We start from the raw sequence: 21313 nt of genomic DNA, 5'->3' as shown, positions 1-21313 counted from the left end.
CCGATGAAAAATTATAAAAAAGGATTTCTCTGTAGCATGATATTGTCTGCAATGTCATTAATGGCAGCAGAAGATAGCACAATTTATGTCAATACTTTTGTCGATGAAAATGGTGGTAATTTAAACAATTGCTCGTTGAGAGAGGCAATACAAACGGCTAAAGATAATAAATCACACGGTGGTTGTAACGCAGGTAATACGAGTAATGGTCAAAAAGATATCATTCAGCTTGAAGCGGGTGAATATATTTTAAAAAGTGAGTTAAAGCCAGAATCGGACATTTTTATTTATGGTAAATCCCCAGCAGATCATTCAACCAAAAATGCTTTGACGCATAGCTATCCAGCCCTTAAAGCTTTAAAAACAAGTATTAATGCAAATAATACTTCACGTATTTTTAATACTTCAGATACCAATACAAATCTTAATCTGACTAACCTGATCTTAAAAAATGGTTATTCTGAAAAATTTGGTGGTGCACTATTTGTTGGTGCATCATTAAATATGGTGAATAGCGCAATTTTAAATTCTGAATCCACGCAAGAAGGCGGAGCCATTTATTTTGTTGCGCATAATGAAGGCAAGGAAATTAATCTATCTCAAGTGCTTATACAGGGCAATAAAGCCAAACAAGGTAGCGTTTTAGCTATGGACTGTGAGGCCAATTTGAAAGGTACGAAAGCTGTTATTAATATTAGTAACAGTAGTATTGTGAAAAATCGATCAGCAAGCAGTCTAAGTATGATTGAGCTATGTGGTAATCCAAATTTAAACCTCATCGCAAGCACAATTGCAAAGAACCAAGTCGACAGTGCAAAGGGCAGTATTATTCGGGCGGTAGGTGATAATCATTTTTTAAGCTCGAATTATGGATTCACTGCAATAAGCAATACGATTGTGGAAAATGATGCTTATAGTACTTTTTATTATGATGATAATGGTGCAATTAACTTAAGGTTTAATCTTCTAGCGTTTAATAAGGGGAAATCTTGTCGCTATGCTTTAAATAATGGCGATTTAACAGACACAAAACGGACTATTAATGCGAGTCAAAATGCTTTTAGTTCAGAAGGGGTATGTGATTTACCGACAGCGTCAAATGCTGGAACGAATGATTCTAATACCAATTTAAATTTAGGTGCGACGAATATATTCACTGTCTTGTCACCTTATCAAGAAGCTTCAGAATATAACTTATTTTTACCTTTGTACTATCCAAAAAACAATCAAAATGAATTGGATTTAGTCAATGTAAATAAGGGTGAGTGTAGTAAAACGGATCAACGAGGCATACAACGAGTTACTGATGGTACGCTGATGTTGAATCCAACCATGAAAAATATTTGTGACATTGGTTCAGTTGAATTGATGCGTTTAACTGCGGCAGATATTACCGATTTATTTAATGATTCATATGTACAACGAATTGATAAATATAAAGGATTGATTGATACAATTAAGGTGGATATTAAAGACCCTAATCGTAAGGACTACTTAATTCAAGATACAGAAGACTTAAAAATATTTGAAGACTTATTGAAATATACCACTGAATATCAACAATATCGTGCGATTTATGTCGATCCATTTGCATTTGCATTGCCGAATGATGAAGAAGTGCTAAATAGTAATGGTGCGATGCAACCGAAAGCATTAAATGTTGATAATTATAATATTATCACGCAAGAACGTGGTGAGTTGGTTGAAAAAAATGGTGTAGTTGAGTTTGTGGGTGATCCTGATCCAAACTTTAAGTGTGTTTGGAATAGTGATTTGAAGCGAATTATGCTTTATCGCATAGATGGTAAATTGGCAGATTTAACAGGTGCTTCTTATTGTTCCTATACGATTCGCTCTAAGCAAGTCGCAGGTTTGGAATCGACAGGTGTTTTAAAAGCACAATTTAAGAATATTGCACCAATTGCCAAGTCGGATGAATACTCAATTACCCCAAGTTCAAACTCGGTATTGAGTATTAATCCGTTGGAAAATGATAGTGATGATGGTGATGGACCTACGACAAAGTTGAATGCTCCTTATAAAGGTGCATTTTATAAAAATGCAGCTGGTGTGGAGTTGCCAATCCGACTTGAAACCATTCCTGCTGGTTTAATTGTGACTGCCGACCATACTGGCCCCTGTCCTGGTAATGACATCCGTTTTACCTGTTATGGTGGTCAGTTGCATATGCAAGCAAAGAACAATTTTAGTCCATTTGATTATGAGCTGAATTATAATATTTATGATGCAGAAGGCTTAATTTCAAACCAAGCAACAATTTATTTGAAGAATACCGCAAAAAATACCAGTTCTACCGCTTCTGGTGGAGGGGGTGGCAGTATTGGCATCTATAGTATTTTAGGTTTAATGGGTCTTGGCTTGCATAGAGTTCGAAGAAAAAAACAGTAGTAAAGTTAAAATGCCTCATTCAATGAGGCATTTTTTTATAAAAAATTAGGATTTTAAAAATATATAGGTGTTTGTATCCAATCAATATTGGGTGCAAAGTAAGTTGTTTCTTTGGATTTCTATTGGAAATTTAAATTTAAAAAAAGTAACTGATTGTTGATTAGAGGTGAAATACGAGCCTTTTATCAACAAGTCGTATGCTTGAGCAGAGTTAAATCTAAAGATAATGACCATCGTTTTGATCGTCATTATATAAATTTAATGGCTTATAGATTGAGGTTGTAAATATTTATTAATGTATTCATCGCGAATAGCAGGTCTTTCTTCATGCGTTGCTTTTTGCATGCGTCGACCTAAGTCTTTACGTTCTTGGCTACTCATTTTTTGCCAAGTCTCACGCATTTTTTGCTTTTCTTGTTCGGGAAGTTGGGTAAACCAATCCATACGCTGATGCAAAGCTGAACCCTGTGCTTCAGGCAATTCCTTTAATGATTGGTAACGTTGAATAAGTGCCCGTTGTTCAGCATCTGATAGCGTTTCCCATGTTTCTGTGACTTGAGTGTCTGCATCTTTAGAAAAAATCCAAAAACGCTCAAAACCTGCAAAACTGGTTTGTAAAAATCCGAGTGCACAAAAAGCAAATGCTAATCTTTTAGCTGCCATGTGGAACTTTATCCTCGCCTAAAACCATCAACATTTCCAAATCTTCAACCATTTGTGGTGAAAGTTTTGGAGTAACAACCACTTGATTTTGCGGTTTTTCAGCTATGTCAATCGAGTTTGGAAATACCACGAACCCTGTAATTGCAGCGGCAAGTGCAAAACCTGACATTTTCCAAAGTCCGTAACGAGAGGCTGCTCGGTCTTGAATTTTTTCAATGACCTGATTCATCACAACTGGTTTGTCTTTATGATGTTGTGCCAGTGCATCGAGTTTGGAAGTAACTTGTTTTAAGAAATCATCTTGTTTCATTCGGATGACCCTCCACCATATGGATTTAAATGTGCTAAAGAAGACCTAAGCCCTTGAATAGCACGGTGATAATGCGTTTTTACACTACCTTCACTGCATTCCATAATTTGCGCAGTGGTGTGTGTATCAAAACCTTCCCAAGCACGAAGCATGAAAGCTTGTTGCTGTCGAACAGGAAGCTTGGCAATCGCTTCTTGTATTTCTTCAGCTGTTACGGCTTGATCAAGAAAATCAAATGGACTAGGCATATTTTCATCAACGATATCATTGAGTTCTATATCGTCGTCATCTAAACTCACCTTTTTGAAAAAAGAAAAAGGTTGCGCTCGACGGACTTCTTTTCTGCGCCAGTCTTGTAGTTTATGGTTCAAAATGGTGTAAAACAGGGGATACCATTCATCAGTCGATTTTTCAGCATATGCTTTATGTAAGGAAATGAATGCTTCTTGCACTAAATCCATTGCGATGCCTTGTTGACCTTGAGTAGCACTTTCCATCATCACTAAAGCACGCCCAGTCACATCCTGCATAAAAGTTTTCAGGCGTTGTTCAGCCGTACTCTTAAGAGTACTTAAGTTTTCAGACTGAGACTGTTTTGGTGCTGAATCCATAGAGATGGAAAATCCTGTCATTGGATACCCACCATTATTTCCATATTCATACATATATAACGTTGGAAATAATGGTTTGGTTGACAAAAAACTTATTATTTTTCTAGCGTAATCTATTTTTGAACATCAATGAACGATGGTTAAAATAAAGTAACGAAAGAACAGGCTTATAAACGTTGACGAACCATCTCAAAGAAACAAATAGAGCCTGCAACAGCAACATTCAATGATTCTTGTCCACCGGGCTGTGGAATAGAAACTGCTTCAGCATGCTTAAGTGCATAATTCGATACACCTTGACCTTCGTTGCCTAGAATCCAAACACATTGTTTTCTCAAACTTTTTGAGTAAAGGCTTTCAGATTGATGTGAACTGGTGACATAAACAGGTATGGTGAATTTTTCTAAAAGGTCTTCTAGTGCAATATTTTCATAGGTTTGCAGGGAAAAATGCGCACCCATCCCTGCACGAAGGACGCGTGGTGACCAAATAGATGCCGAACCTTTGGTGCATACAACTTGTTCAATGCCTGCCGCCGCAGCTGAACGGAGCAAGGTTCCCACATTACCCGGATCTTGGATATTGTCTAGAATGAGGGTGTCTTCTTTAAAATTCAAAGCTTCAGGTGAGCTTGGTAAGTCGACAATTGCCAAACACGCTAAAGATGTACCTAAAGTACTTAAATCTTTATATAAAGATTCACTGATAACAAAGACATAACCATCATAGAGCTCATTGATTTTCTCTAAATCAGGATGGCTCATTGCCACTTCAGTCGTGAAAATAGAATGAATTTTACGATTTTTTGCTAACCATGCAAGAGTTAGATGTGTGCCTTCAAGTACGGTTTGACGCTGTTTTTTACGAAAGGAGTTTTGTTCAATCAATCCACGTAGGTGTTTGATTTTTGGATTGTCTTTTGATTCAAGAAAAAAAGCTGGCATGGGAGAGTTATCCATGGAAGTAAGTGGATACACTCACTTCCATTTTTTAAATTAATGGTGGTAGCTGGTTGCTAATTCAACTTCGTTTTTAGAACCAATGATTACAGGTACACGTTGATGCATTTCAGTGGGTTGAATCTCAAGAATACGAACACGACCCGTCGTAGATGCACCACCGGCTTGTTCCATCAACATACTCATTGGGTTGGCTTCGTACATTAAACGTAGACGACCTGCTTTTTGCGGATCTTTAGTATCGTATGGATATAAGAAAATACCACTGCGGCAAAGAATACGGTGAATGTCACCAACCATACATGCGACCCAACGCATATTGAAATCTTTGCCACGCACTGCTGTTTTGCCATCTTGAAGTTCAGCAATATAGCGTTTTACTGGTTCTTCCCAATGACGTTGATTAGAAGCATTGATGGCATATTCCTGCGTGTCGGCAGCGACTTGCACATGTTCAGAAGTGAGTAGGAATTCTTGAGTTTCTGGATCAAAAGTAAAGAATACAACGCCAGCGCCTACTGTCAGTGCCATCATGGTAGATGGACCATACAATACATAGCCAGCAGCCACTTGTTCTGTCCCAGCTTGCATAAAGTCTTCAGCTTGAGTCACTGCATTTTTTGCAGGAAGGATAGAAAAAATTGTGCCTACACACATATTGATGTCGATATTGCTTGAACCATCCAGTGGATCGAACAATACAAGGAATTTACCATTTTCTTGCGCAGGCGTGAATTCATCCAGCTCTTCAGAAGCCAAACCACCGACTTGTGGATGAGCTTTTAACGCATCAATTAAATAATCGTTTGAGATGACATCGAGTTTCTTTTGAGTTTCACCTTGTACATTTTCATGTTCTGCACTACCCAATACACCTGCTAAGGCACCTTTTTGCAATGCTTGATCAATTTTTTTACAAGTATTTGCAATTGTTTCAATTACTTGAGAAAGTTCTGGTGTTAAGTTCCCTGTTTTTTGTTCTAAGAATTGGGAAAGGGTGAGGTATGACATGCTAGGAAAGCTCCAACTAGAAAATGATAAAAAACTATCAAAAGAATATGCGGACTCATTTTAGATGAGAACGAGACAAAAGAACAATTAAACTCGACTATTTGTCGTGATTTTACCCTTGTAAGTTTTGTGGAAAATGCTATGTTGATGTGAGCAGAGGTTATTTAAAAACAGGGATAGGAGCACGGTTATGACAACACAAAAGTTTGATGCGACTCCAACGCCAAATGAAGCGATGAATTTAGACGATATTTCTGCCGAGAAAGTAAAAGAAGCATGGAAGGATTACGAAGCTAAACCTGAATATAAAAAATTCAACAAGCATGATCTGATCGAATCTATGCAAAGCTCGCATGAAGAACCGGATACATCTGAAAAAGCTTAAATGCTAATCTCAGTAATTCAGTAATAAGAAAGCGCTCAATTTGAGCGCTTTCTTATTAAAAGTCATTATTTTAATAAGGGTGGAACGGCTTCGTAGTTAAGTTCTACACGGCGATTTTCTTTCCAAGCATTTTCATCATGCCCTGCATTAATCGGCATTTCTTTACCATAGCTTACGGCTTCTAATTGGGTTGCTGCAACACCATTGGTGATTAAGAAGCTTTCCACCGCTTTGGCACGACGTTCACCCAAAGCCATGTTGTATTCACGTGTACCACGTTCATCGGTATGACCCGTTAAAGCCACTTTCGAATTTGCATTCGCTACAAGAAATTGTGCATGTGCTTGCAATGTTTGGTAATCGTCATTGGAAAGATCACTGCTGTCATAGTCAAAATGAACCACACGTTTCGCTAAGAATGCTTTGTTTGCGGCAGTTACCCCTTTTGAAGACGCACCCGCTAAGTTTTGGGCATTGAGTGCAGCATCTTCACTTAAACCTTCGGTACTTACTGTACCAGCACTGTTCGGGTTTTGACCTGTTTGAATTTCAGCAGCAGGTTTACGGCTTGCACAACCTGTCATAACTAAGGTTGTTGCAAGAACAGGAAGGACCAATAATTTTACTAATTTCATTTTCATCTCCATGATCATCATTGCTTTAAATTAAATTGTTATTTAGGTGCCCAAGCTGGCTCACGAACTTCACCTTGTTCACTGGGTAAATTCATGCGGAAACGACCATCCAGTGACATGATAGATAATAATCCACGATTACCTTCACGCGTTGCATACACCACCATTTGCCCATTTGGAGAGAAACTTGGTGATTCATCCAAACTGGTTGGGGTCAAAATGTTGGTAATCCCTGTATTGATGTCTTGAATGGCAACTTTGTAGTTGCTACCACTTGGACGATGGACCAGAGCGATTTTTTTACCATCTGCGCTTAAAGTACCACGTGCATTAAATGCGCCACGGAAAGTCAGGCGCTTACTTGAATCATCAGCAAAATTATAGCGATAAATTTGTGCTGAACCACCGCGATCCGAGGTGAAAATAAAGGATTTACCATCTGGGGCATAGCGTGCTTCAGTATCAATTGCACTATCATTGGTCATACGCTGTAGTGCGCGTGTCGTTAAGTTCATTTGATAGATTTCAGGATTGCCATGCAGGGATGCGGTAAACAACATGCTTTGACCATCTGGGGAGAAGCTAGGCGCACCATTTAAACCACGGAAGCTCGCGAGTTTTTCACGTTGTCCTGTCGCTAAATCTTGTACATAAATCGCAGGGCGCTTGGTTTCAAATGAAACATAAGCAATTTTTTTTGCGTCTGGTGTCCATGCAGGTGACAGAATGGGATCACGCGAAGTCAGAATAGTTTTGGGTTGCTCGCCATCGGTATCGGCAATTTGTAAAGTATAACGCTGTTCAGGTGTCGCTGGGTTGCGTAATACATAAGCAATACGACCACTAAAGTCACCAGCAATTCCTGTCAGTGCTTGATAAATGGCATCACTAATCATGTGTCCAGCTTGGCGAATACGTGAAGCTGGAACTGTTAGTAACTCATTAAGTAGATATTGTTGTTTTTCTACATCATAGAGTTGATAGTGAACTTCAAAGCTGCCATTTTCAGTTGTTTTGACTGTACCTGTGACTAAATAGGGAACACCTGCCGTTTTCCATGCCTCTGCATTTGGAGCATTTATACTTGCAGTTGCAGGTAAATTTTTTGAAGCACTTGAAAATTTGCCAGAGCGGTTGAGGTCACTTTCGACAATCGGATAAATGCTTTGATCATTATTGAATGGAATAATGGCAATTTTAGGTGCTGCTTCTGGTGCTTTAGCAATTTCTAAATGCAGTTGGGCATAAGATTGGGTGGCTAAAACTGGGCTTAATGCTGTCAAAATGGTGAGGCAAAGTAGATGTTTACGCGTCATTTCCATCATCCGCTACGTACTCTAAAAGATGTGAATTATTGTGAATTCGGTTGTGTCACATAATGGCATGATTTTAAATTATTAAAAGTACATCATTATGTCAAAACTGTTATAAGACTGTGAAAAGTGAATGAAATTTTATCACCTTTACTGAGCTTAAAATTCAATGTTAAACAGCCATATCAAATTGAATTGATATGGCTGTTTTTTATTTCGCTGTAAAGCTAGAGGTAAATGTTCTGGCTTCACGTCGGGCATCTGGATCTGAAGGCATTGGATAAGGTGCCGCCGCACGTACAGCGGCCTCTACACTGGCTTTCATATCTGGGTCACTTGAGTTGACAATAACAGATTGAACCGATCCACTGTCACTTAAAGTCACACGAGCAGTGGCTTTCTGACCTGATGAACCGTTTGGAATATCCCAAGCGCGTTTAACTTTATTTTCAAAATCACGTTTTGCCGTGGAGGCAATTTTTTTCGCTTCAGCTTTTTTAGTGGCAGCTTCTTCTGTAGCTTGTTTTGCAGCAGATGCTTTAGCTTCCTCAGCAGCATCTGCTCTGGCTTTTTCAGTAGCGTCGGCTTTGGCTTTATTCGCAGCATCCGCTTTAGCTTTATTGGCAGTATCGGCTTTGGCTTTATTGGCAGCATCCGCTTTGGCTTTATTTGCAGCATCGGCTTTAGCTTTATTGGCAGCATCCGCTTTGGCTTTATTTGCTGCATCCGCTTTAGATTTATTCGCAGCATCCGCTTTGGCTTTATTGGCAGCATCAGCTTTGGCTTTATTCGCAGCGTCGGCTTTGGCTTTTTCAGTAGCGTCGGCTTTGGCTTTATTCGCAGCATCCGCTTTAGCTTTATTGGCAGTATCGGCTTTGGCTTTATTGGCAGCATCCGCTTTGGCTTTATTTGCAGCATCGGCTTTAGCTTTATTGGCAGCATCCGCTTTGGCTTTATTTGCTGCATCCGCTTTAGATTTATTCGCAGCATCCGCTTTGGCTTTATTGGCAGCATCAGCTTTGGCTTTATTCGCAGCGTCGGCTTTGGCTTTGTTTGCTGCATCGGCTTTGGCTTTATTTGCTGCATCAGCTTGAGCTTTATTTGCAGCATCGGCTTTAGCTTTATTTGCCGCGTCGGCTTTGGTTTTATTGGCAGCATCAGCTTGAGCTTTATTTGCAGCATCCGCTTTGGCTTTGTTTGCAGCATCGGCTTTGGCTTTATTTGCAGCATCTGCTCTGGCTTTTTCAGCAGCATCGGCTTTAGCTTTGTTTGCTGCATCGGCTTTGGCTTTATTTGCTGCATCAGCTTTAGCTTTATTCGCAGCATCAGCTTTAGCTTTATTCGCAGCATCCGCTTTAGATTTATTCGCAGCATCCGCTTTAGATTTATTCGCAGCGTCGGCTTTGGCTTTATTGGCAGCATCGGCTTGAGCTTTTTCAGCAGCGTCAGCCTTTGCTTGATTTGCTGCATCCATTTTGGCTTTGGCAGCCGCTTGTTGTTCTGCCTGACGCAATGCTTCTGCTTTGGCTTCTTGCACTGCTTTGTTTGTATCAGGTTTTTGGATTGGTGAAGGTGGTGTCACTGGAATAACAGGCGCGGGTTCTACACTTGGTTCCGCTGTTTGTTGGACTTGTTCCGCAACTTTTTCATGTGTTGTTTCTGCTGAATCTGTTTGTTCTAAAGGTACAGGTTCAGGTGAGATTAAATCTTCTGGTTTGACTAATACCATTTTAATTTGTTTAGGGGGCGGGGCAGGTTTACTCATACCTAAAAAAAGTAAGCCAGTGATTGCGACCACATGGACAGCAACGGTAAATCCAAGCGCAATGGTTTTTTCTTTAGATGGTGGCTTTTTAAAATCTTTCATACTTTATTCTAAAGGCTGAGTGAGTAAGCTAACTTGTGTTAAACCCGCATCTTGAAGACTAGACATTAAAGCCATGACATCTCCATATGGACGAGTGTTATGACCGTTAATAACGACATTCAGTTCTTTATTATCATTTTTGGCTTGTATTTGAGCCTCAACTAAAATATTGGTTAGTTGAGTCAGATCAACGGGGCCATTTTTTTGGTTTTTATATTCCACATAATAAAGACCATCTTGATCCAGAGTGACGATAGTCGGTGCATCTTTAGATTCAATCGGATTACCATTGGCTTGGGGTAAATCGACTTTAATCCCACTGGTGATCATGGGTGCAGTGACCATAAAAATGACTAAAAGTACCAGCATCACGTCAATATAAGGAACGACGTTCATCTCACTTTTTAGGGGTTTTTTGACACGCTCAAAGCGTCCAGAACGTTGAATTGCCATTAGTCATTTTCCTGTGTAGAACTCACAGTTTGACGTTGTAATAGCGCCACCATTTCTTCAGCAAACAATGCACGGTCTGAATAGACAGTTTCACCTTTGGCTGTGTAATGGTTAAATGCCAATACCGCAGGAATAGCAGCAAATAAACCAATGGCGGTTGCAATGAGTGCCTCAGCAATACCTGGAGCAACCGTTGCAAGTGTGACTTGGTCAACATCTGCCAGACCAATAAAGGCATTCATGATGCCCCAAACCGTACCGAATAAACCGATATAGGGTGCAACAGAACCAATACTGGCCAATGCGCCTAAGCCTTGTTCAAGTCCACCTTGGTCACGACTTAAACCAACACGTAAAATACGTTCAGTACCATCAATGGTTTGTTGAGTGGTTGCTTGAAATTTTTTGAGTTTAAAAAATTCACCAATGCCTTGGTAGAAAATATCTTCTAAACCCGTACGTTTAGAATTGAGTTGTGCGTTGTTGTATAGCGTATTGAGTTCAGCCCCAGACCAGAAGATTTTTTGAAAATGTTCATCATCAGTCTGGGCTTTTTTATAACTCATATGTAACTTGGCAATCAGATACCAACTGTATAAGGATGCCAGCAGCAGTACCAACATGACCAGTTGAACCACAGGGCTTGCTTGTAAAATAAGATCTGATATGTGTAAAGAAGATTCTAATTGAGTTGCCATAGTTACAATGTGCCAATAAATTTTTAGTCTTGTCCTAACTCTTTTAGAATTAGTTGACGGATTTCCTCAGGAAGCCGTGTTGGACGCATGCCGTCTACACTGATACATGCCAATTCGACTTCACCAGATGCCAGCATGATTTCACCACGATAAATATTTTGTTGCAATACAAAAGATGTTGCTTTACATGAAACAACACTCGCTGTAACCGTAATCAGGTCATCCATAAGGATTGGACGTGAATATTTCACATTTATTTTATGTACTACAAAGTGATAATCTTTTTGATGCCAGTAATGCTCAACACCTGCCGCACGTAACCATTCAGTACGGGTACGCTCCATAAAGCGAATATGATTTGCATGATAGACAATGCCACCTGCATCAGTATCTTCAATATATACACGAATTTGAAATTCGAATTTATTCGCCATGATCTTGTTCCATTTTGGGTTCGGTTTTATGTTTTAAAGCCGTGCTTTTAGGGAGATTTTCATCTTTTGAGATGATGCTGTATTCGCTAAGAGTCAAGCTCTGTATAGCGTGGAAGTTTAGCACTCTGAGCTTTTCCTCCAATGGCACAAGGTTTCAAATACAATTTGAAGCTATATAAAATTATTGATGAACTGGATACACTCTTCTTGTTCTGGGGGAGAACATGCAATGAGTCGATATATAAAGTGGTTGATGGCACTGGCAATAGGTTATGCGCTTTGGTTGTATTGGGCTGCACCTCATTCTGCTATTCAGGATTCAACCTATGATCAAGTGGTCGATGGCGTGCATCACAGTGATCAGTTTGTGATGACCAATTTGGCACCCTATGCAGGTGAGTTTCGAGTTTTGTCCAAAGAAAACTATAACTTTGGGCGTGAAGCTGAACTCAGTCCAGTCGATTTTGCTTTAGGCTGGGATCGAATGGCAGATCCTGCGGTTTATAAGCAGCTGTCCATTCGGCAGAGTAACCGTTGGTATTATTGGCGCTATGAAAATACACCACCTATTCCTGTAAATGAAATATCAAGTCAAAGCGCCAATACGCATTTAATTCCTGCAAGCAAAGCGATTGCCAAACAACTGGCTCAAATTGATCAAGATAATTTGATTTATTTAAAAGGGCAGTTGGTTGAAGTAAAGGCCGAAGATGGATGGACATGGCGTAGTTCCCTTAGCCGTGAAGATACGGGTAATGGTGCATGTGAGTTGATGCTGGTGGAAGAAGTTAGGGTGATTTCTAAGTCTTAGATCTTTTATTTGTTGAATTAAGCAAGAATATGATTTTGTGGAGAGGATGAGCTAATTGAACTTGGTTCCAGACACTCTTTCTAATGTTGTATGTGATTAATTTTCTATATGGTTTGGTCTATTTACTTTTGACGGGACAAAAGTAACAAAATCCCTCTGTTGGATTGATGGTATATCCTGAGCAAGCTTTAAGCACTGCTTTAAAGCGTAGCGCAAGTCAATCCAACGGGCGACATCCATGTCGCCTGTCATGTGATTTTTTAAAGTGATGAATTTTTAAAAATAAAATATAAATTTATAATCAAATATTTGGAAAGAAGAAATTAGACAGTTTAAGCATGAGTTATTTGAGTATTTTAAAGATGAATTTGAAAGAGTTACAAAGGGAGAATAAATCTCCCTTTTCTCATTTATCTTTCGGTTCAGGTGGTGTCATCCCAAACTGTAAATACGCCATATTGGTGGCAATACGCCCGCGTGCTGTACGCATTGCATAACCTTGCTGAATCAAATACGGTTCAATGACATCTTCCAAGGTGCCTGAATCTTCCGCCATTGCCGCAGCTAAAGCTTCCACACCAGCAGGGCCACCGTCAAAACGCTCTAACAACATACTTAAATAACGACGGTCTAAAGTGTCTAAACCATCTTTATCAACATTTAACATGTCCAATGCACGTTGCGCCATATCTTGATTGACTTCGCCTGTCCCTTTGACTTGAGCATAGTCACGAACACGACGCAGTAAACGATTGGCAATACGGGGCGTGCCGCGTGCACGACGGGCAATTTCTTTAGCGCCATCGGCAGTCATGGGAACATCCATTAAACTGGCTGAACGTGACACAATGTGAGTTAAGTCAGCAACCGAATAAAACTCTAAACGCTGCACAATACCAAAACGGTCACGTAGTGGAGAGGTCAGTAAGCCTGCACGAGTGGTTGCTGCAACCAAAGTAAATGGAGGCAAGTCCAGTTTAATCGAGCGTGCACCTGGGCCTTCACCAATCATAATATCGAGTTGGTAGTCTTCCATTGCTGGGTAAAGAATTTCTTCAATCACAGGGGAAAGACGGTGGATTTCATCAATAAATAAAACATCACCTTCTTCAAGGTTGGTTAGCATGGCGGCCAAGTCACCGGCACGTTCCAGTACTGGGCCTGAAGTGGACTTTAAGTTACCACCCATTTCACGTGCAATAATATTGGCCAGTGTGGTTTTACCCAAACCCGGTGGGCCAAAAATTAAAGTATGGTCAAGTGCTTCACCACGTCCACGTGCTGCGCCAATAAAGATTTCCATTTGTTCACGCACCACAGGTTGACCCACATAGTCATCGAGTGAAGTGGGGCGAATGGCACGATCAAAATGATCTTCAGGTTTTTCAGAACCACTGATTAAACGGTCTTGCATAATGATTTAGATTTACCTTTAGGGGCATCAATTGAGTCTGTGATGATTCATACAGTCTCAGATAAATATTTGAGTTTAGATGCCATTGTGTCGGCATAACTTTACTTTTGACAGATGAGCAGTATACCGCGCAAGGTAACAAAACCCTTTTGTTAAATAGAGGACACGTCCCGTATCTCCTATTTAACTGGCGACATCCATATCGCCATTCGTGTATCGAATTTCGTGTAGTGTTAGATTAAATCTTTTTATCTATTCATTGATTTTAGCGCAGCACGAATAATATCACTGGCTTCAGTAAAATCTGCTTTTACCGCATTAATCAGTTTTTGCGCTTCGGCAGGTTTATAACCCAGTGATTGTAACGCAGCTTCTGCTTCGGCAACGGCTGAATTGGAATTGAATTGAATTTGAGTTGTGGTTGAGTTTACAGAGGTTGAACCTGATGCAAGTGTTTTAAAGCGATCACGCAGTTCAATCATCAAACGTTCAGCGGTTTTTCTACCCACACCCGGGACTTTAATGAGTGTATTAATATCTTCATTTTCAACGGTATGAATCAGCAGGTCGATACTTAAAGTGGATAGGATGCCTAAAGCCATTTTAGGGCCAACGCCGTTGACTTTAAGGAGGGTGCGGAAAATGGTTTTTTCCTGTGCATCTAAAAAGCCATAAAGCAATTGCGCATCTTCACGTACGGTTAAATGCGTCCATAACGTGACTTTTTGCCCCTTTTGTAATTGGCAAAAGGTCGAAAGTGGGGTATCCACTTCATAGCCAACGCCATTTACATTTAATAATACCGTTGGTGCTTCTAAAGCAAACACTTCACCAATGAGACATCCAATCATTTTGATTTTTTCACTTATCTATCGTTCGTTGCATAGTAGTGAGCATTTGTCATAAAGGCAAAATGCTCGGTCATTTTTTTGCTGAAATGATCAGCAAAAGTATTCAATGAAGCTGCATTCTTTTAAATGCTTAGATTAAACCCGCTTTATTGCCTTGAAGTTCTTGTGACAAGTTATATGCCTGATGATCGGAAAACTTCGATATAACGTCTAGTACCTGCATGATATTTTCATAATGGTTACTTTCAAAATTTACACCTGCGCGTTCTAGCATCGACATTAAGCGTTGTTCTTTGAAACTCAGGGTTTTGTGTGGCGTTGTTAGAGGAATAAAGGCATCCAAAATGTTTTGTAAACTTTGATGGGCAATAATCTCTAACCCTGCCTTTTGTGGATGTTCAAAAATTTTATCGCGGGCTAAATTTTTTGCCCGTTCAATCCCTTGTTCAATATCTTCAGAACAATATTGCAATAAGCTGCCTTTGAGCTGACCAGATAAAATTTCAAAGTGATGTTTAGCAAAGGCTGTAGTAACTTCATCCACCAAACGTTTCATCACACGGCCCCGCAAAGCGGCAATTTTTTGTTGCCATGTTGTGTTAGGTAGCGAAAGTTCTGATGGTTTGCCATAGTCTGCAATTAAATCAAGGAAAATAGGCTCTACTTCTTCATAAGACAACATATTTAAAATAATGCCATCTTCAAGGTCAATCAAGGCATAACAGATGTCATCTGCAGCCTCCAAAAGGTAAGTTAAAGGATGACGGCAATAATGGTATTCGCCCAGTTGAATTAAACCGAGTTGTTCTGCAATCTGTTTAAGGATTTCTTTTTCTGATTGATAGCAGCCAAATTTAGCACGCTGACTGGCAGGGCGATTGCCTTGAGATGCAATGGTTTTAGATAACCATGGGTACTTTAAGTAAGCGCCTAATGTTGCGTAAGTCAGGCGCATGCCGCCATCATTGGGATGATAATCAATTTTAGTCAGTAGACGTAAGCCTTGCGCATTGCCTTCAAATTGGCGTACATCGGCTTGTTCTTCTGCGCTGAGCTTTTCTAAAAAGTTACCGTGCGAAGCATCATCGAACCATTCACGAATCGCATATTCACCAGCATGTCCAAAAGGTGGATTACCAATATCATGCGCGAGGCAAGCCGCTTGAATAATCGCGCCAACATCGGCGGGGGAAATCCATACTGGCAGTTGATCTTTGATTTTTTCAGCCGCCAACATCCCTAAAGAGCGCCCAATACAGGACACTTCAAGCGAGTGGGTTAAGCGGGTATGAATACCATCGTGTTGTGTCAGCGGGTGAACTTGAGTTTTACGATTCAGTTGTCGAAAGCTCTGTGAAAAAATAATGCGGTCATAATCTTTATGAAATGGGCTACGTGCCTGTTCTGTACTTTGTTTTTTGCTACCAATACGAACTGTTGAAAGCAGTTCAAGCCAACGCATTTGAGTCATTTATCATTATTCAGTTATCGCTTATCAGCATCATGCCAAAAAACTAAAAAAAGCACTAGAGCAGGGCGACATGATTTGTCTTATATCTTGTCGTGTTTTTGAAGATGCTTTTAATTCGCATTTATTTAGATTTTTATGTGGTTAGCAAAGCTAAAATTAAAAATAAATTTTAGCAGGTGTTGGATTCATGGATGTGGCATGGATGCCACACGTTTCCCATCACGACAAGGATGTCGTGTATGGGAAACAAAAGGTTTTTGTCTACTTTTGACCTCTCAAAAGTAGAGATACTGCCTACGAAAAGGCATAAAAACTGAATCAATCAAATGAGGCAGTGTTGATTTTAAAAAATCGAATATTGAACATTTTTTGATTTATACACGTTGTCTATTTACTAGGAATATGGGCTTCACAATAGCCCGAAATATGTTAAATAATATTTAGAAACAAGATATTTATGCATCAGATATCAGGGAAATTCAAAATTTTTGGCTGAAAATTAAAGTATTCTTAAGAGATCTTGCTTGAATAGATGGCACATTCGTGAATTTCTATCTAGCTGATTTGGTCAATACGAAGTAGAATATGCGCTCTCTCTAAGTCACATTGGCGGTATGGTCCAAAAGACCTGCCCGTGGAGCCAAAATCAGCATGTTTATCGTGGCCGGTGCGCAAGCACACTCTTCTTTTAAGAAAACTCAACTCTTAAATCGCCTCGCGTCATTGAGTTCTGTTCAATCAATTGAAAGTCAATGGATTTATCTGTTTGATCAAGCGCTCAACGAGCAGCAGCATCAATCTGCATTACAACTATTAAATGACGGTGCTTCTTTTGAAGTTCGCCAAGCCGCAAGTGATGAAATTCAAATTCTTGTCACACCGCGTTTAGGTACGATCTCTCCGTGGTCGTCTAAAGCAACGGATATTTTTGCTAACTGTAATACGCCTATACACCGCCTTGAACGCGGTGTTTTGTTTACTTTAAAAGGTGTTTCTGAAATATCTGCTGAAGTGAAACTTGCGTTACATGACCGCATGACCGAAAGCGTGTTCAATCAAATTGATGATGCTGCTGCATTATTTTCTGAGACTGAGCCAAAACCTTTAAATTCAATTGATATTTTAGGTCAAGGCAAAGAAGCCTTGGTTAAAGCCAATTCTGAATTTGGTTTTGCACTTTCTGATGAAGAAGTTGATTATTTAACCGCAGCATTTACCAAAATGGGTCGTAACCCACATGACATCGAACTCATGATGTTTGCACAAGCGAACTCAGAGCATTGTCGTCATAAAATCTTTGGTTCTGAATGGACCATTGATGGTGAAAAACAACCTTTATCATTGTTCCAAATGATTAAGAACACCTATAAAGAATCTCCTACAGATGTTTTGTCAGCATATAAAGACAACGCTTCTGTTATCGTAGGTTATGACACACAACGTTTTTATCCAAAACCAGATGAAAATGGTCACTACGTTTATAAATATAAGAGCCAAGCTGCTCACATTTTGATGAAAGTGGAAACCCATAACCATCCTACAGCGATTGCACCATTTGCAGGTGCAGCGACAGGTTCGGGCGGTGAAATTCGTGACGAAGGTGCAACAGGTCGTGGCGGTAAACCTAAAGCAGGTTTAACGGCATTTACCACGTCTAACCTGAATATTCCAGGCTTCGAACAACCGTGGGAAGACAACTACGGTAAACCATCTCGTATGGCATCTCCGTTGCAAATTATGATTGAAGGCCCATTAGGTGGCGCTGCATTCAATAATGAATTTGGTCGTCCTGCGTTAAATGGTTACTTCCGTACCTTTGAACAAAATGTAAATGGTGACGTTAAAGGTTTCCACAAGCCAATTATGATTGCTGGTGGTTACGGTAACATTCGTCCTGATCATGTTGAAAAAGATGCAATCCAACCGGGTGACTTGCTCATTGTGTTGGGTGGCCCTGCAATGCTGATTGGTTTAGGCGGTGGTGCAGCATCTTCAGTTGACAGCGGTAAATTGGGTGAAAACCTAGACTTCGCTTCAGTACAACGTGAAAATCCAGAAATGGAACGCCGTTGCCAAGAAGTGATTGATACGTGCTGGCGCTTTGAAGATGCTAACCCAATCGTTTCTGTACATGACGTGGGTGCTGGTGGTGTTTCCAATGCAATGCCTGAGCTTGTGAATGATCACGAACTCGGTGCAGTGTTAAATCTTCGTAAGATTCCTTCATTAGAGCCGGGTATGTCTCCAATGGAAATCTGGTCAAATGAAGCACAAGAGCGTTATGTATTGGCGATTCGTCCAAGCTCGTTGTCATTATTTGAGTCGATCTGTGCACGTGAGCGTTGCCCGTTTGCTGTGTTGGGTGAAGCGACTGAAGCGCGTCACTTAACCGTTGAAGATCCATTGTTTGATAACAAAGCGGTGGATATGCCAATGCAAGTCATGCTGGGTGGTACACCACGCATGAGTCGTTCATACGAGACAATTGAACGTCAAGGCGATGACTTTGATGCATCAAAAGTTGATTTGAAAGAAGCGATTTACCGTGTTCTTAAAAATCCAACGGTTGCCTCGAAATCATTTTTGATTACCATTGGCGACCGTTCAATTACTGGTATGGTTGCACGTGACCAAATGGTGGGTCGCTGGCAAGTTCCTGTAGCGGATGCTGCGGTAACCACCACAAGTTTAGTCGGCTTTACAGGTGAAGCAATGGCGATGGGTGAACGTCCTCCTGTTGCCTTGTTAAATCCTGCTGCGTCTGCACGTTTGGCTGTGGCTGAAGCAATTTCCAACATCATGTGTGCCAACATCGAACAGATCAGCGACATTAAATTGTCTGCGAACTGGATGGCGGCAGCGGGTCAGCAAGGCGAAGATCAAGCCTTGTTTGAAGGTGTTAAAGCCATTGGTATGGAAATGTGTCCTGCACTTGGCATTGCAATTCCAGTCGGTAAAGACTCATTGTCTATGCGTACCACATGGAATGATGAAGGGATTGATAAATCGGTGACTTCACCAATGACTGGTGTGATTACCGCATTTGCACCAGTGGGCGATGTGCGTAAAACACTGACTCCTGAATTGAAAAATGAAGATTCAGTATTGGTACGTATTGACTTGTCTAAAGGTCAGTTCCGTCTTGGCGGTTCGATCCTTGCGCAAGTGTATAAAGCAATTGGTTCAATCACACCAGATGTTGATAATTTCGATGAGTTCAAAGCATTCTTTGCTTTAGTTCAAGACTGGAACAACCGTGGCTTAATCAAGGCTTACCATGACATTGGTGATGGTGGTTTGCTTGCAACTGTTGCAGAAATGATGTTTGCATCACGTTTGGGTGTAGCACTACAAGATCAATCTACAGACAGTTTATTTGCTGAAGAAATTGGTGCAGTGCTTCAAATCAGCGCGTCTGATTGGGAATTACTTCAAGCAGAAGTTGCAGCATCGACATTGAAAGATGCAATTGCTGTAGTGGGTACAGTTAATACAACGGATACTTTAACGGTAAATGGCTTGAACTTAGACCGTGCTGATTTACAACAAGCATGGACTGAAGTATCACATCAAATCCAACGTTTACGTGACAATGTTGAAACAGCAGATCAAGAATATAGCTTGATTGCCAACAAAGAACACAAAGGTATCATTGCATTACCAACCTTTGACTTAAATGAACCTGTTGAAGCGCCGTATATCAATTCACGTCGTCCAAGTATGGCAATTTTACGTGAACAAGGTGTCAACGGTCATATCGAAATGGCAGCGGCATTCGACAAGGTGGGCTTCAATACTGTTGACGTTCATATGAGTGATCTAATTGCGGGTCGTGTTGATCTTGATGATTTTGAAGGTCTGGCAACGTGTGGCGGTTTCTCTTACGGTGACGTTATGGGTGCAGGGGGCGGTTGGGCGAAGTCTGTTCTATTCAACCCTAAACTTCGTGATCAATTTGAGAAATTCTTTAACCGTGATGGAACCTTCTCTTTAGGTGTGTGTAATGGTTGTCAAATGCTATCGCAATTGGCTCCCCTTATTCCGGGTGCTGATAACTGGCCGCGTTTCCACCGTAATACTTCAGAAATGTTTGAAGCGCGTGTGGCGAATATCCGCATTGAAAAATCAAACTCTGTCTTGTTAGAGGGTATGGAAGGCTCGATTTTACCAATCGCAATTGCGCATGGTGAAGGTCGTGTCGTTGCAAGTAGCGAGAACATTGCTGCTTTAAATGCAGGTAACCAAGTCAGCCTACGTTATGTAGATAGCTTCGGTAATGCAACACAGCACTATCCATTGAACCCGAATGGTTCACCAGAAGCCATTACAGGTGTAACCTCTGCTGATGGTCGTGCAACCATTATGATGCCGCACCCTGAACGTAACTTCCGTGCAGTTCAGCATTCTTGGAAACCTGAAGAATGGACTGAAGATGGTGCATGGTTACGTATGTTCCGTAATGCACGTAAATTTATTGGTTAATCTGAAGTAAATTTTTAAAGCCACCTTCGGGTGGCTTTTTTATTTGGTTGTATTTTTTTTCAAATTTTAAATTTTCCTGCTGGACTTGGTTTGGATTTTGCTTTTATATTGGAGTGAAATACATTTTGTATGTTTTATGCGCAATGATGATGCAATATAGACCAAAGATGGTGAACCCAATATAAGTTCAGGATTGAATCTCGAAGTGAGGTGACACAATGCTAAAAACGATGACATATACGAGCGTTGATAAAACAGCGCTGCGTAAGAAAGGCTGGAAGCTATTTGTGGTGGTTGTGAGTTTGCAATTGATCTTTCTGATTTTAGGTTATGCCTTACAGATGTAAAAGAAAAGCCACCGAAAGGTGCTTTTTCTATTGTGCTTTAATGTTTGATTTAGCCTTACTTTTGAAGCATGAGGAATATATTCCGTAAGGTTATGAAATGCTTTGTTAGACTGATGGAACATCCTTGCCCCGCAGCCTAACGTGTGACATCCATGTCGCAGGGCATGTGATTTGATGTTGAGGTTAAAA

General features: G+C 40.4%; 19 protein-coding genes. 5 read left to right on the top strand and 14 right to left on the bottom strand.

The window, feature by feature from the left end; translation table 11 throughout:
• Positions 1 to 3: 3 nt before the first annotated feature.
• Complete coding sequence (locus BLV99_RS05045) at positions 4 to 2409, top strand: CSLREA domain-containing protein (RefSeq protein WP_092688314.1); 2406 nt, start codon at positions 4 to 6, stop codon at positions 2407 to 2409.
• 258 nt (positions 2410 to 2667) lie between these two features.
• On the opposite strand, the gene BLV99_RS05040 is transcribed toward BLV99_RS05045, so the two are convergent.
• The 5 genes from BLV99_RS05040 to BLV99_RS05020 form a co-directional block, all read right to left on the bottom strand.
• Complete coding sequence (locus tag BLV99_RS05040; protein ID WP_004648331.1) at positions 2668 to 3072, bottom strand: DUF3106 domain-containing protein; 405 nt, start codon at positions 3070 to 3072, stop codon at positions 2668 to 2670.
• On the bottom strand, positions 3062 to 3382 hold the full coding sequence (locus BLV99_RS05035; RefSeq protein ID WP_092688312.1) for a hypothetical protein: 321 nt from the start codon (positions 3380 to 3382) through the stop codon (positions 3062 to 3064). The genes BLV99_RS05040 and BLV99_RS05035 overlap by 11 nt, the downstream gene beginning before the upstream one ends.
• Positions 3379 to 3993 (bottom strand): RNA polymerase sigma factor, encoded by a 615-nt coding sequence (locus tag BLV99_RS05030; RefSeq protein ID WP_092688310.1) that lies wholly within the window; start codon positions 3991 to 3993, stop codon positions 3379 to 3381. The genes BLV99_RS05035 and BLV99_RS05030 overlap by 4 nt, the downstream gene beginning before the upstream one ends.
• A 167-nt stretch (positions 3994 to 4160) precedes the next feature.
• Positions 4161 to 4937 (bottom strand): TrmH family RNA methyltransferase, encoded by a 777-nt coding sequence (locus BLV99_RS05025; RefSeq protein ID WP_086184938.1) that lies wholly within the window; start codon positions 4935 to 4937, stop codon positions 4161 to 4163.
• A 51-nt stretch (positions 4938 to 4988) separates the two neighbouring features.
• Entirely contained in the window at positions 4989 to 5963 is a 975-nt protein-coding gene (locus BLV99_RS05020) for a class 1 fructose-bisphosphatase (protein ID WP_086184939.1), read from the bottom strand.
• Between the two features lie 190 nt (positions 5964 to 6153).
• On the opposite strand from BLV99_RS05020, the gene BLV99_RS05015 reads away from it, so the two are divergent.
• On the top strand, positions 6154 to 6348 hold the full coding sequence (locus BLV99_RS05015; RefSeq protein ID WP_092688308.1) for an NF038105 family protein: 195 nt from the start codon (positions 6154 to 6156) through the stop codon (positions 6346 to 6348).
• A gap of 65 nt (positions 6349 to 6413) precedes the next feature.
• On the opposite strand, the gene pal is transcribed toward BLV99_RS05015, so the two are convergent.
• From pal to ybgC, 6 genes are all read right to left on the bottom strand, one after another.
• Positions 6414 to 6983, bottom strand: coding sequence for a peptidoglycan-associated lipoprotein Pal (gene pal, locus BLV99_RS05010; RefSeq protein ID WP_086184941.1), 570 nt, complete (start codon positions 6981 to 6983; stop codon positions 6414 to 6416).
• 38 nt (positions 6984 to 7021) lie between these two features.
• Complete coding sequence (gene tolB / locus BLV99_RS05005) at positions 7022 to 8305, bottom strand: Tol-Pal system beta propeller repeat protein TolB (RefSeq protein WP_167356302.1); 1284 nt, start codon at positions 8303 to 8305, stop codon at positions 7022 to 7024.
• 202 nt (positions 8306 to 8507) lie between these two features.
• On the bottom strand, positions 8508 to 10163 hold the full coding sequence (tolA, locus tag BLV99_RS05000) for a cell envelope integrity protein TolA (protein WP_092688306.1): 1656 nt from the start codon (positions 10161 to 10163) through the stop codon (positions 8508 to 8510).
• 3 nt (positions 10164 to 10166) lie between these two features.
• Complete coding sequence (gene tolR, locus BLV99_RS04995; protein ID WP_092688304.1) at positions 10167 to 10616, bottom strand: protein TolR; 450 nt, start codon at positions 10614 to 10616, stop codon at positions 10167 to 10169.
• Positions 10616 to 11314, bottom strand: a complete 699-nt coding sequence (gene tolQ, locus BLV99_RS04990) for a protein TolQ (RefSeq protein ID WP_086166041.1) — start codon at positions 11312 to 11314, stop codon at positions 10616 to 10618. Before tolQ ends, tolR begins: the two co-directional genes overlap by 1 nt.
• Before the next feature lie 23 nt (positions 11315 to 11337).
• Positions 11338 to 11748, bottom strand: coding sequence for a tol-pal system-associated acyl-CoA thioesterase (gene ybgC, locus BLV99_RS04985; protein WP_004648345.1), 411 nt, complete (start codon positions 11746 to 11748; stop codon positions 11338 to 11340).
• Positions 11749 to 11977: 229 nt separating this feature from the next.
• Between ybgC and BLV99_RS04980 the strand changes: the two genes are divergently transcribed.
• Entirely contained in the window at positions 11978 to 12559 is a 582-nt protein-coding gene (locus tag BLV99_RS04980) for a hypothetical protein (RefSeq protein ID WP_092688303.1), read from the top strand.
• Between the two features lie 406 nt (positions 12560 to 12965).
• On the opposite strand, the gene ruvB is transcribed toward BLV99_RS04980, so the two are convergent.
• From ruvB to BLV99_RS04965, 3 genes are all read right to left on the bottom strand, one after another.
• Positions 12966 to 13973, bottom strand: coding sequence for a Holliday junction branch migration DNA helicase RuvB (ruvB, locus tag BLV99_RS04975; protein ID WP_074946380.1), 1008 nt, complete (start codon positions 13971 to 13973; stop codon positions 12966 to 12968).
• A 248-nt stretch (positions 13974 to 14221) separates the two neighbouring features.
• On the bottom strand, positions 14222 to 14824 hold the full coding sequence (gene ruvA / locus BLV99_RS04970) for a Holliday junction branch migration protein RuvA (protein ID WP_086184946.1): 603 nt from the start codon (positions 14822 to 14824) through the stop codon (positions 14222 to 14224).
• A gap of 130 nt (positions 14825 to 14954) precedes the next feature.
• On the bottom strand, positions 14955 to 16295 hold the full coding sequence (locus BLV99_RS04965) for a deoxyguanosinetriphosphate triphosphohydrolase (RefSeq protein WP_086184947.1): 1341 nt from the start codon (positions 16293 to 16295) through the stop codon (positions 14955 to 14957).
• Between the two features lie 651 nt (positions 16296 to 16946).
• On the opposite strand from BLV99_RS04965, the gene purL reads away from it, so the two are divergent.
• Positions 16947 to 20777 (top strand): phosphoribosylformylglycinamidine synthase, encoded by a 3831-nt coding sequence (purL, locus tag BLV99_RS04960; protein ID WP_092688301.1) that lies wholly within the window; start codon positions 16947 to 16949, stop codon positions 20775 to 20777.
• Positions 20778 to 20995: 218 nt separating this feature from the next.
• Positions 20996 to 21124, top strand: a complete 129-nt coding sequence (locus BLV99_RS18605; protein ID WP_004648351.1) for a KGW motif small protein — start codon at positions 20996 to 20998, stop codon at positions 21122 to 21124.
• Positions 21125 to 21313 lie beyond the last annotated feature (189 nt).

The organism is Acinetobacter kyonggiensis (assembly GCF_900107285.1).
Lineage (GTDB): Bacteria > Pseudomonadota > Gammaproteobacteria > Pseudomonadales > Moraxellaceae > Acinetobacter > Acinetobacter kyonggiensis.
The sequence above is the reverse complement of the archived record's forward strand: the minus strand, read 5'-3'. Positions and strand labels throughout refer to the sequence as shown.

Excerpts from the sequence above, each read along its gene's own strand:
- BLV99_RS05045 (WP_092688314.1), top strand. The coding sequence starts at position 4 with ATGAAAAATTATAAAAAAGGATTTCTCTGTAGCATGATATTGTCTGCA.
- BLV99_RS05040 (WP_004648331.1), bottom strand. The coding sequence starts at position 3,072 with ATGGCAGCTAAAAGATTAGCATTTGCTTTTTGTGCACTCGGATTTTTA.
- BLV99_RS05035 (WP_092688312.1), bottom strand. The coding sequence starts at position 3,382 with ATGAAACAAGATGATTTCTTAAAACAAGTTACTTCCAAACTCGATGCA.
- BLV99_RS05030 (WP_092688310.1), bottom strand. The coding sequence starts at position 3,993 with ATGGATTCAGCACCAAAACAGTCTCAGTCTGAAAACTTAAGTACTCTT.
- BLV99_RS05025 (WP_086184938.1), bottom strand. The coding sequence starts at position 4,937 with ATGCCAGCTTTTTTTCTTGAATCAAAAGACAATCCAAAAATCAAACAC.
- BLV99_RS05020 (WP_086184939.1), bottom strand. The coding sequence starts at position 5,963 with ATGTCATACCTCACCCTTTCCCAATTCTTAGAACAAAAAACAGGGAAC.
- BLV99_RS05015 (WP_092688308.1), top strand. The coding sequence starts at position 6,154 with ATGACAACACAAAAGTTTGATGCGACTCCAACGCCAAATGAAGCGATG.
- pal (WP_086184941.1), bottom strand. The coding sequence starts at position 6,983 with ATGAAATTAGTAAAATTATTGGTCCTTCCTGTTCTTGCAACAACCTTA.
- tolB (WP_167356302.1), bottom strand. The coding sequence starts at position 8,305 with ATGGAAATGACGCGTAAACATCTACTTTGCCTCACCATTTTGACAGCA.
- tolA (WP_092688306.1), bottom strand. The coding sequence starts at position 10,163 with ATGAAAGATTTTAAAAAGCCACCATCTAAAGAAAAAACCATTGCGCTT.
- tolR (WP_092688304.1), bottom strand. The coding sequence starts at position 10,616 with ATGGCAATTCAACGTTCTGGACGCTTTGAGCGTGTCAAAAAACCCCTA.
- tolQ (WP_086166041.1), bottom strand. The coding sequence starts at position 11,314 with ATGGCAACTCAATTAGAATCTTCTTTACACATATCAGATCTTATTTTA.
- ybgC (WP_004648345.1), bottom strand. The coding sequence starts at position 11,748 with ATGGCGAATAAATTCGAATTTCAAATTCGTGTATATATTGAAGATACT.
- BLV99_RS04980 (WP_092688303.1), top strand. The coding sequence starts at position 11,978 with ATGAGTCGATATATAAAGTGGTTGATGGCACTGGCAATAGGTTATGCG.
- ruvB (WP_074946380.1), bottom strand. The coding sequence starts at position 13,973 with ATGCAAGACCGTTTAATCAGTGGTTCTGAAAAACCTGAAGATCATTTT.
- ruvA (WP_086184946.1), bottom strand. The coding sequence starts at position 14,824 with ATGATTGGATGTCTCATTGGTGAAGTGTTTGCTTTAGAAGCACCAACG.
- BLV99_RS04965 (WP_086184947.1), bottom strand. The coding sequence starts at position 16,295 with ATGACTCAAATGCGTTGGCTTGAACTGCTTTCAACAGTTCGTATTGGT.
- purL (WP_092688301.1), top strand. The coding sequence starts at position 16,947 with ATGTTTATCGTGGCCGGTGCGCAAGCACACTCTTCTTTTAAGAAAACT.
- BLV99_RS18605 (WP_004648351.1), top strand. The coding sequence starts at position 20,996 with ATGCTAAAAACGATGACATATACGAGCGTTGATAAAACAGCGCTGCGT.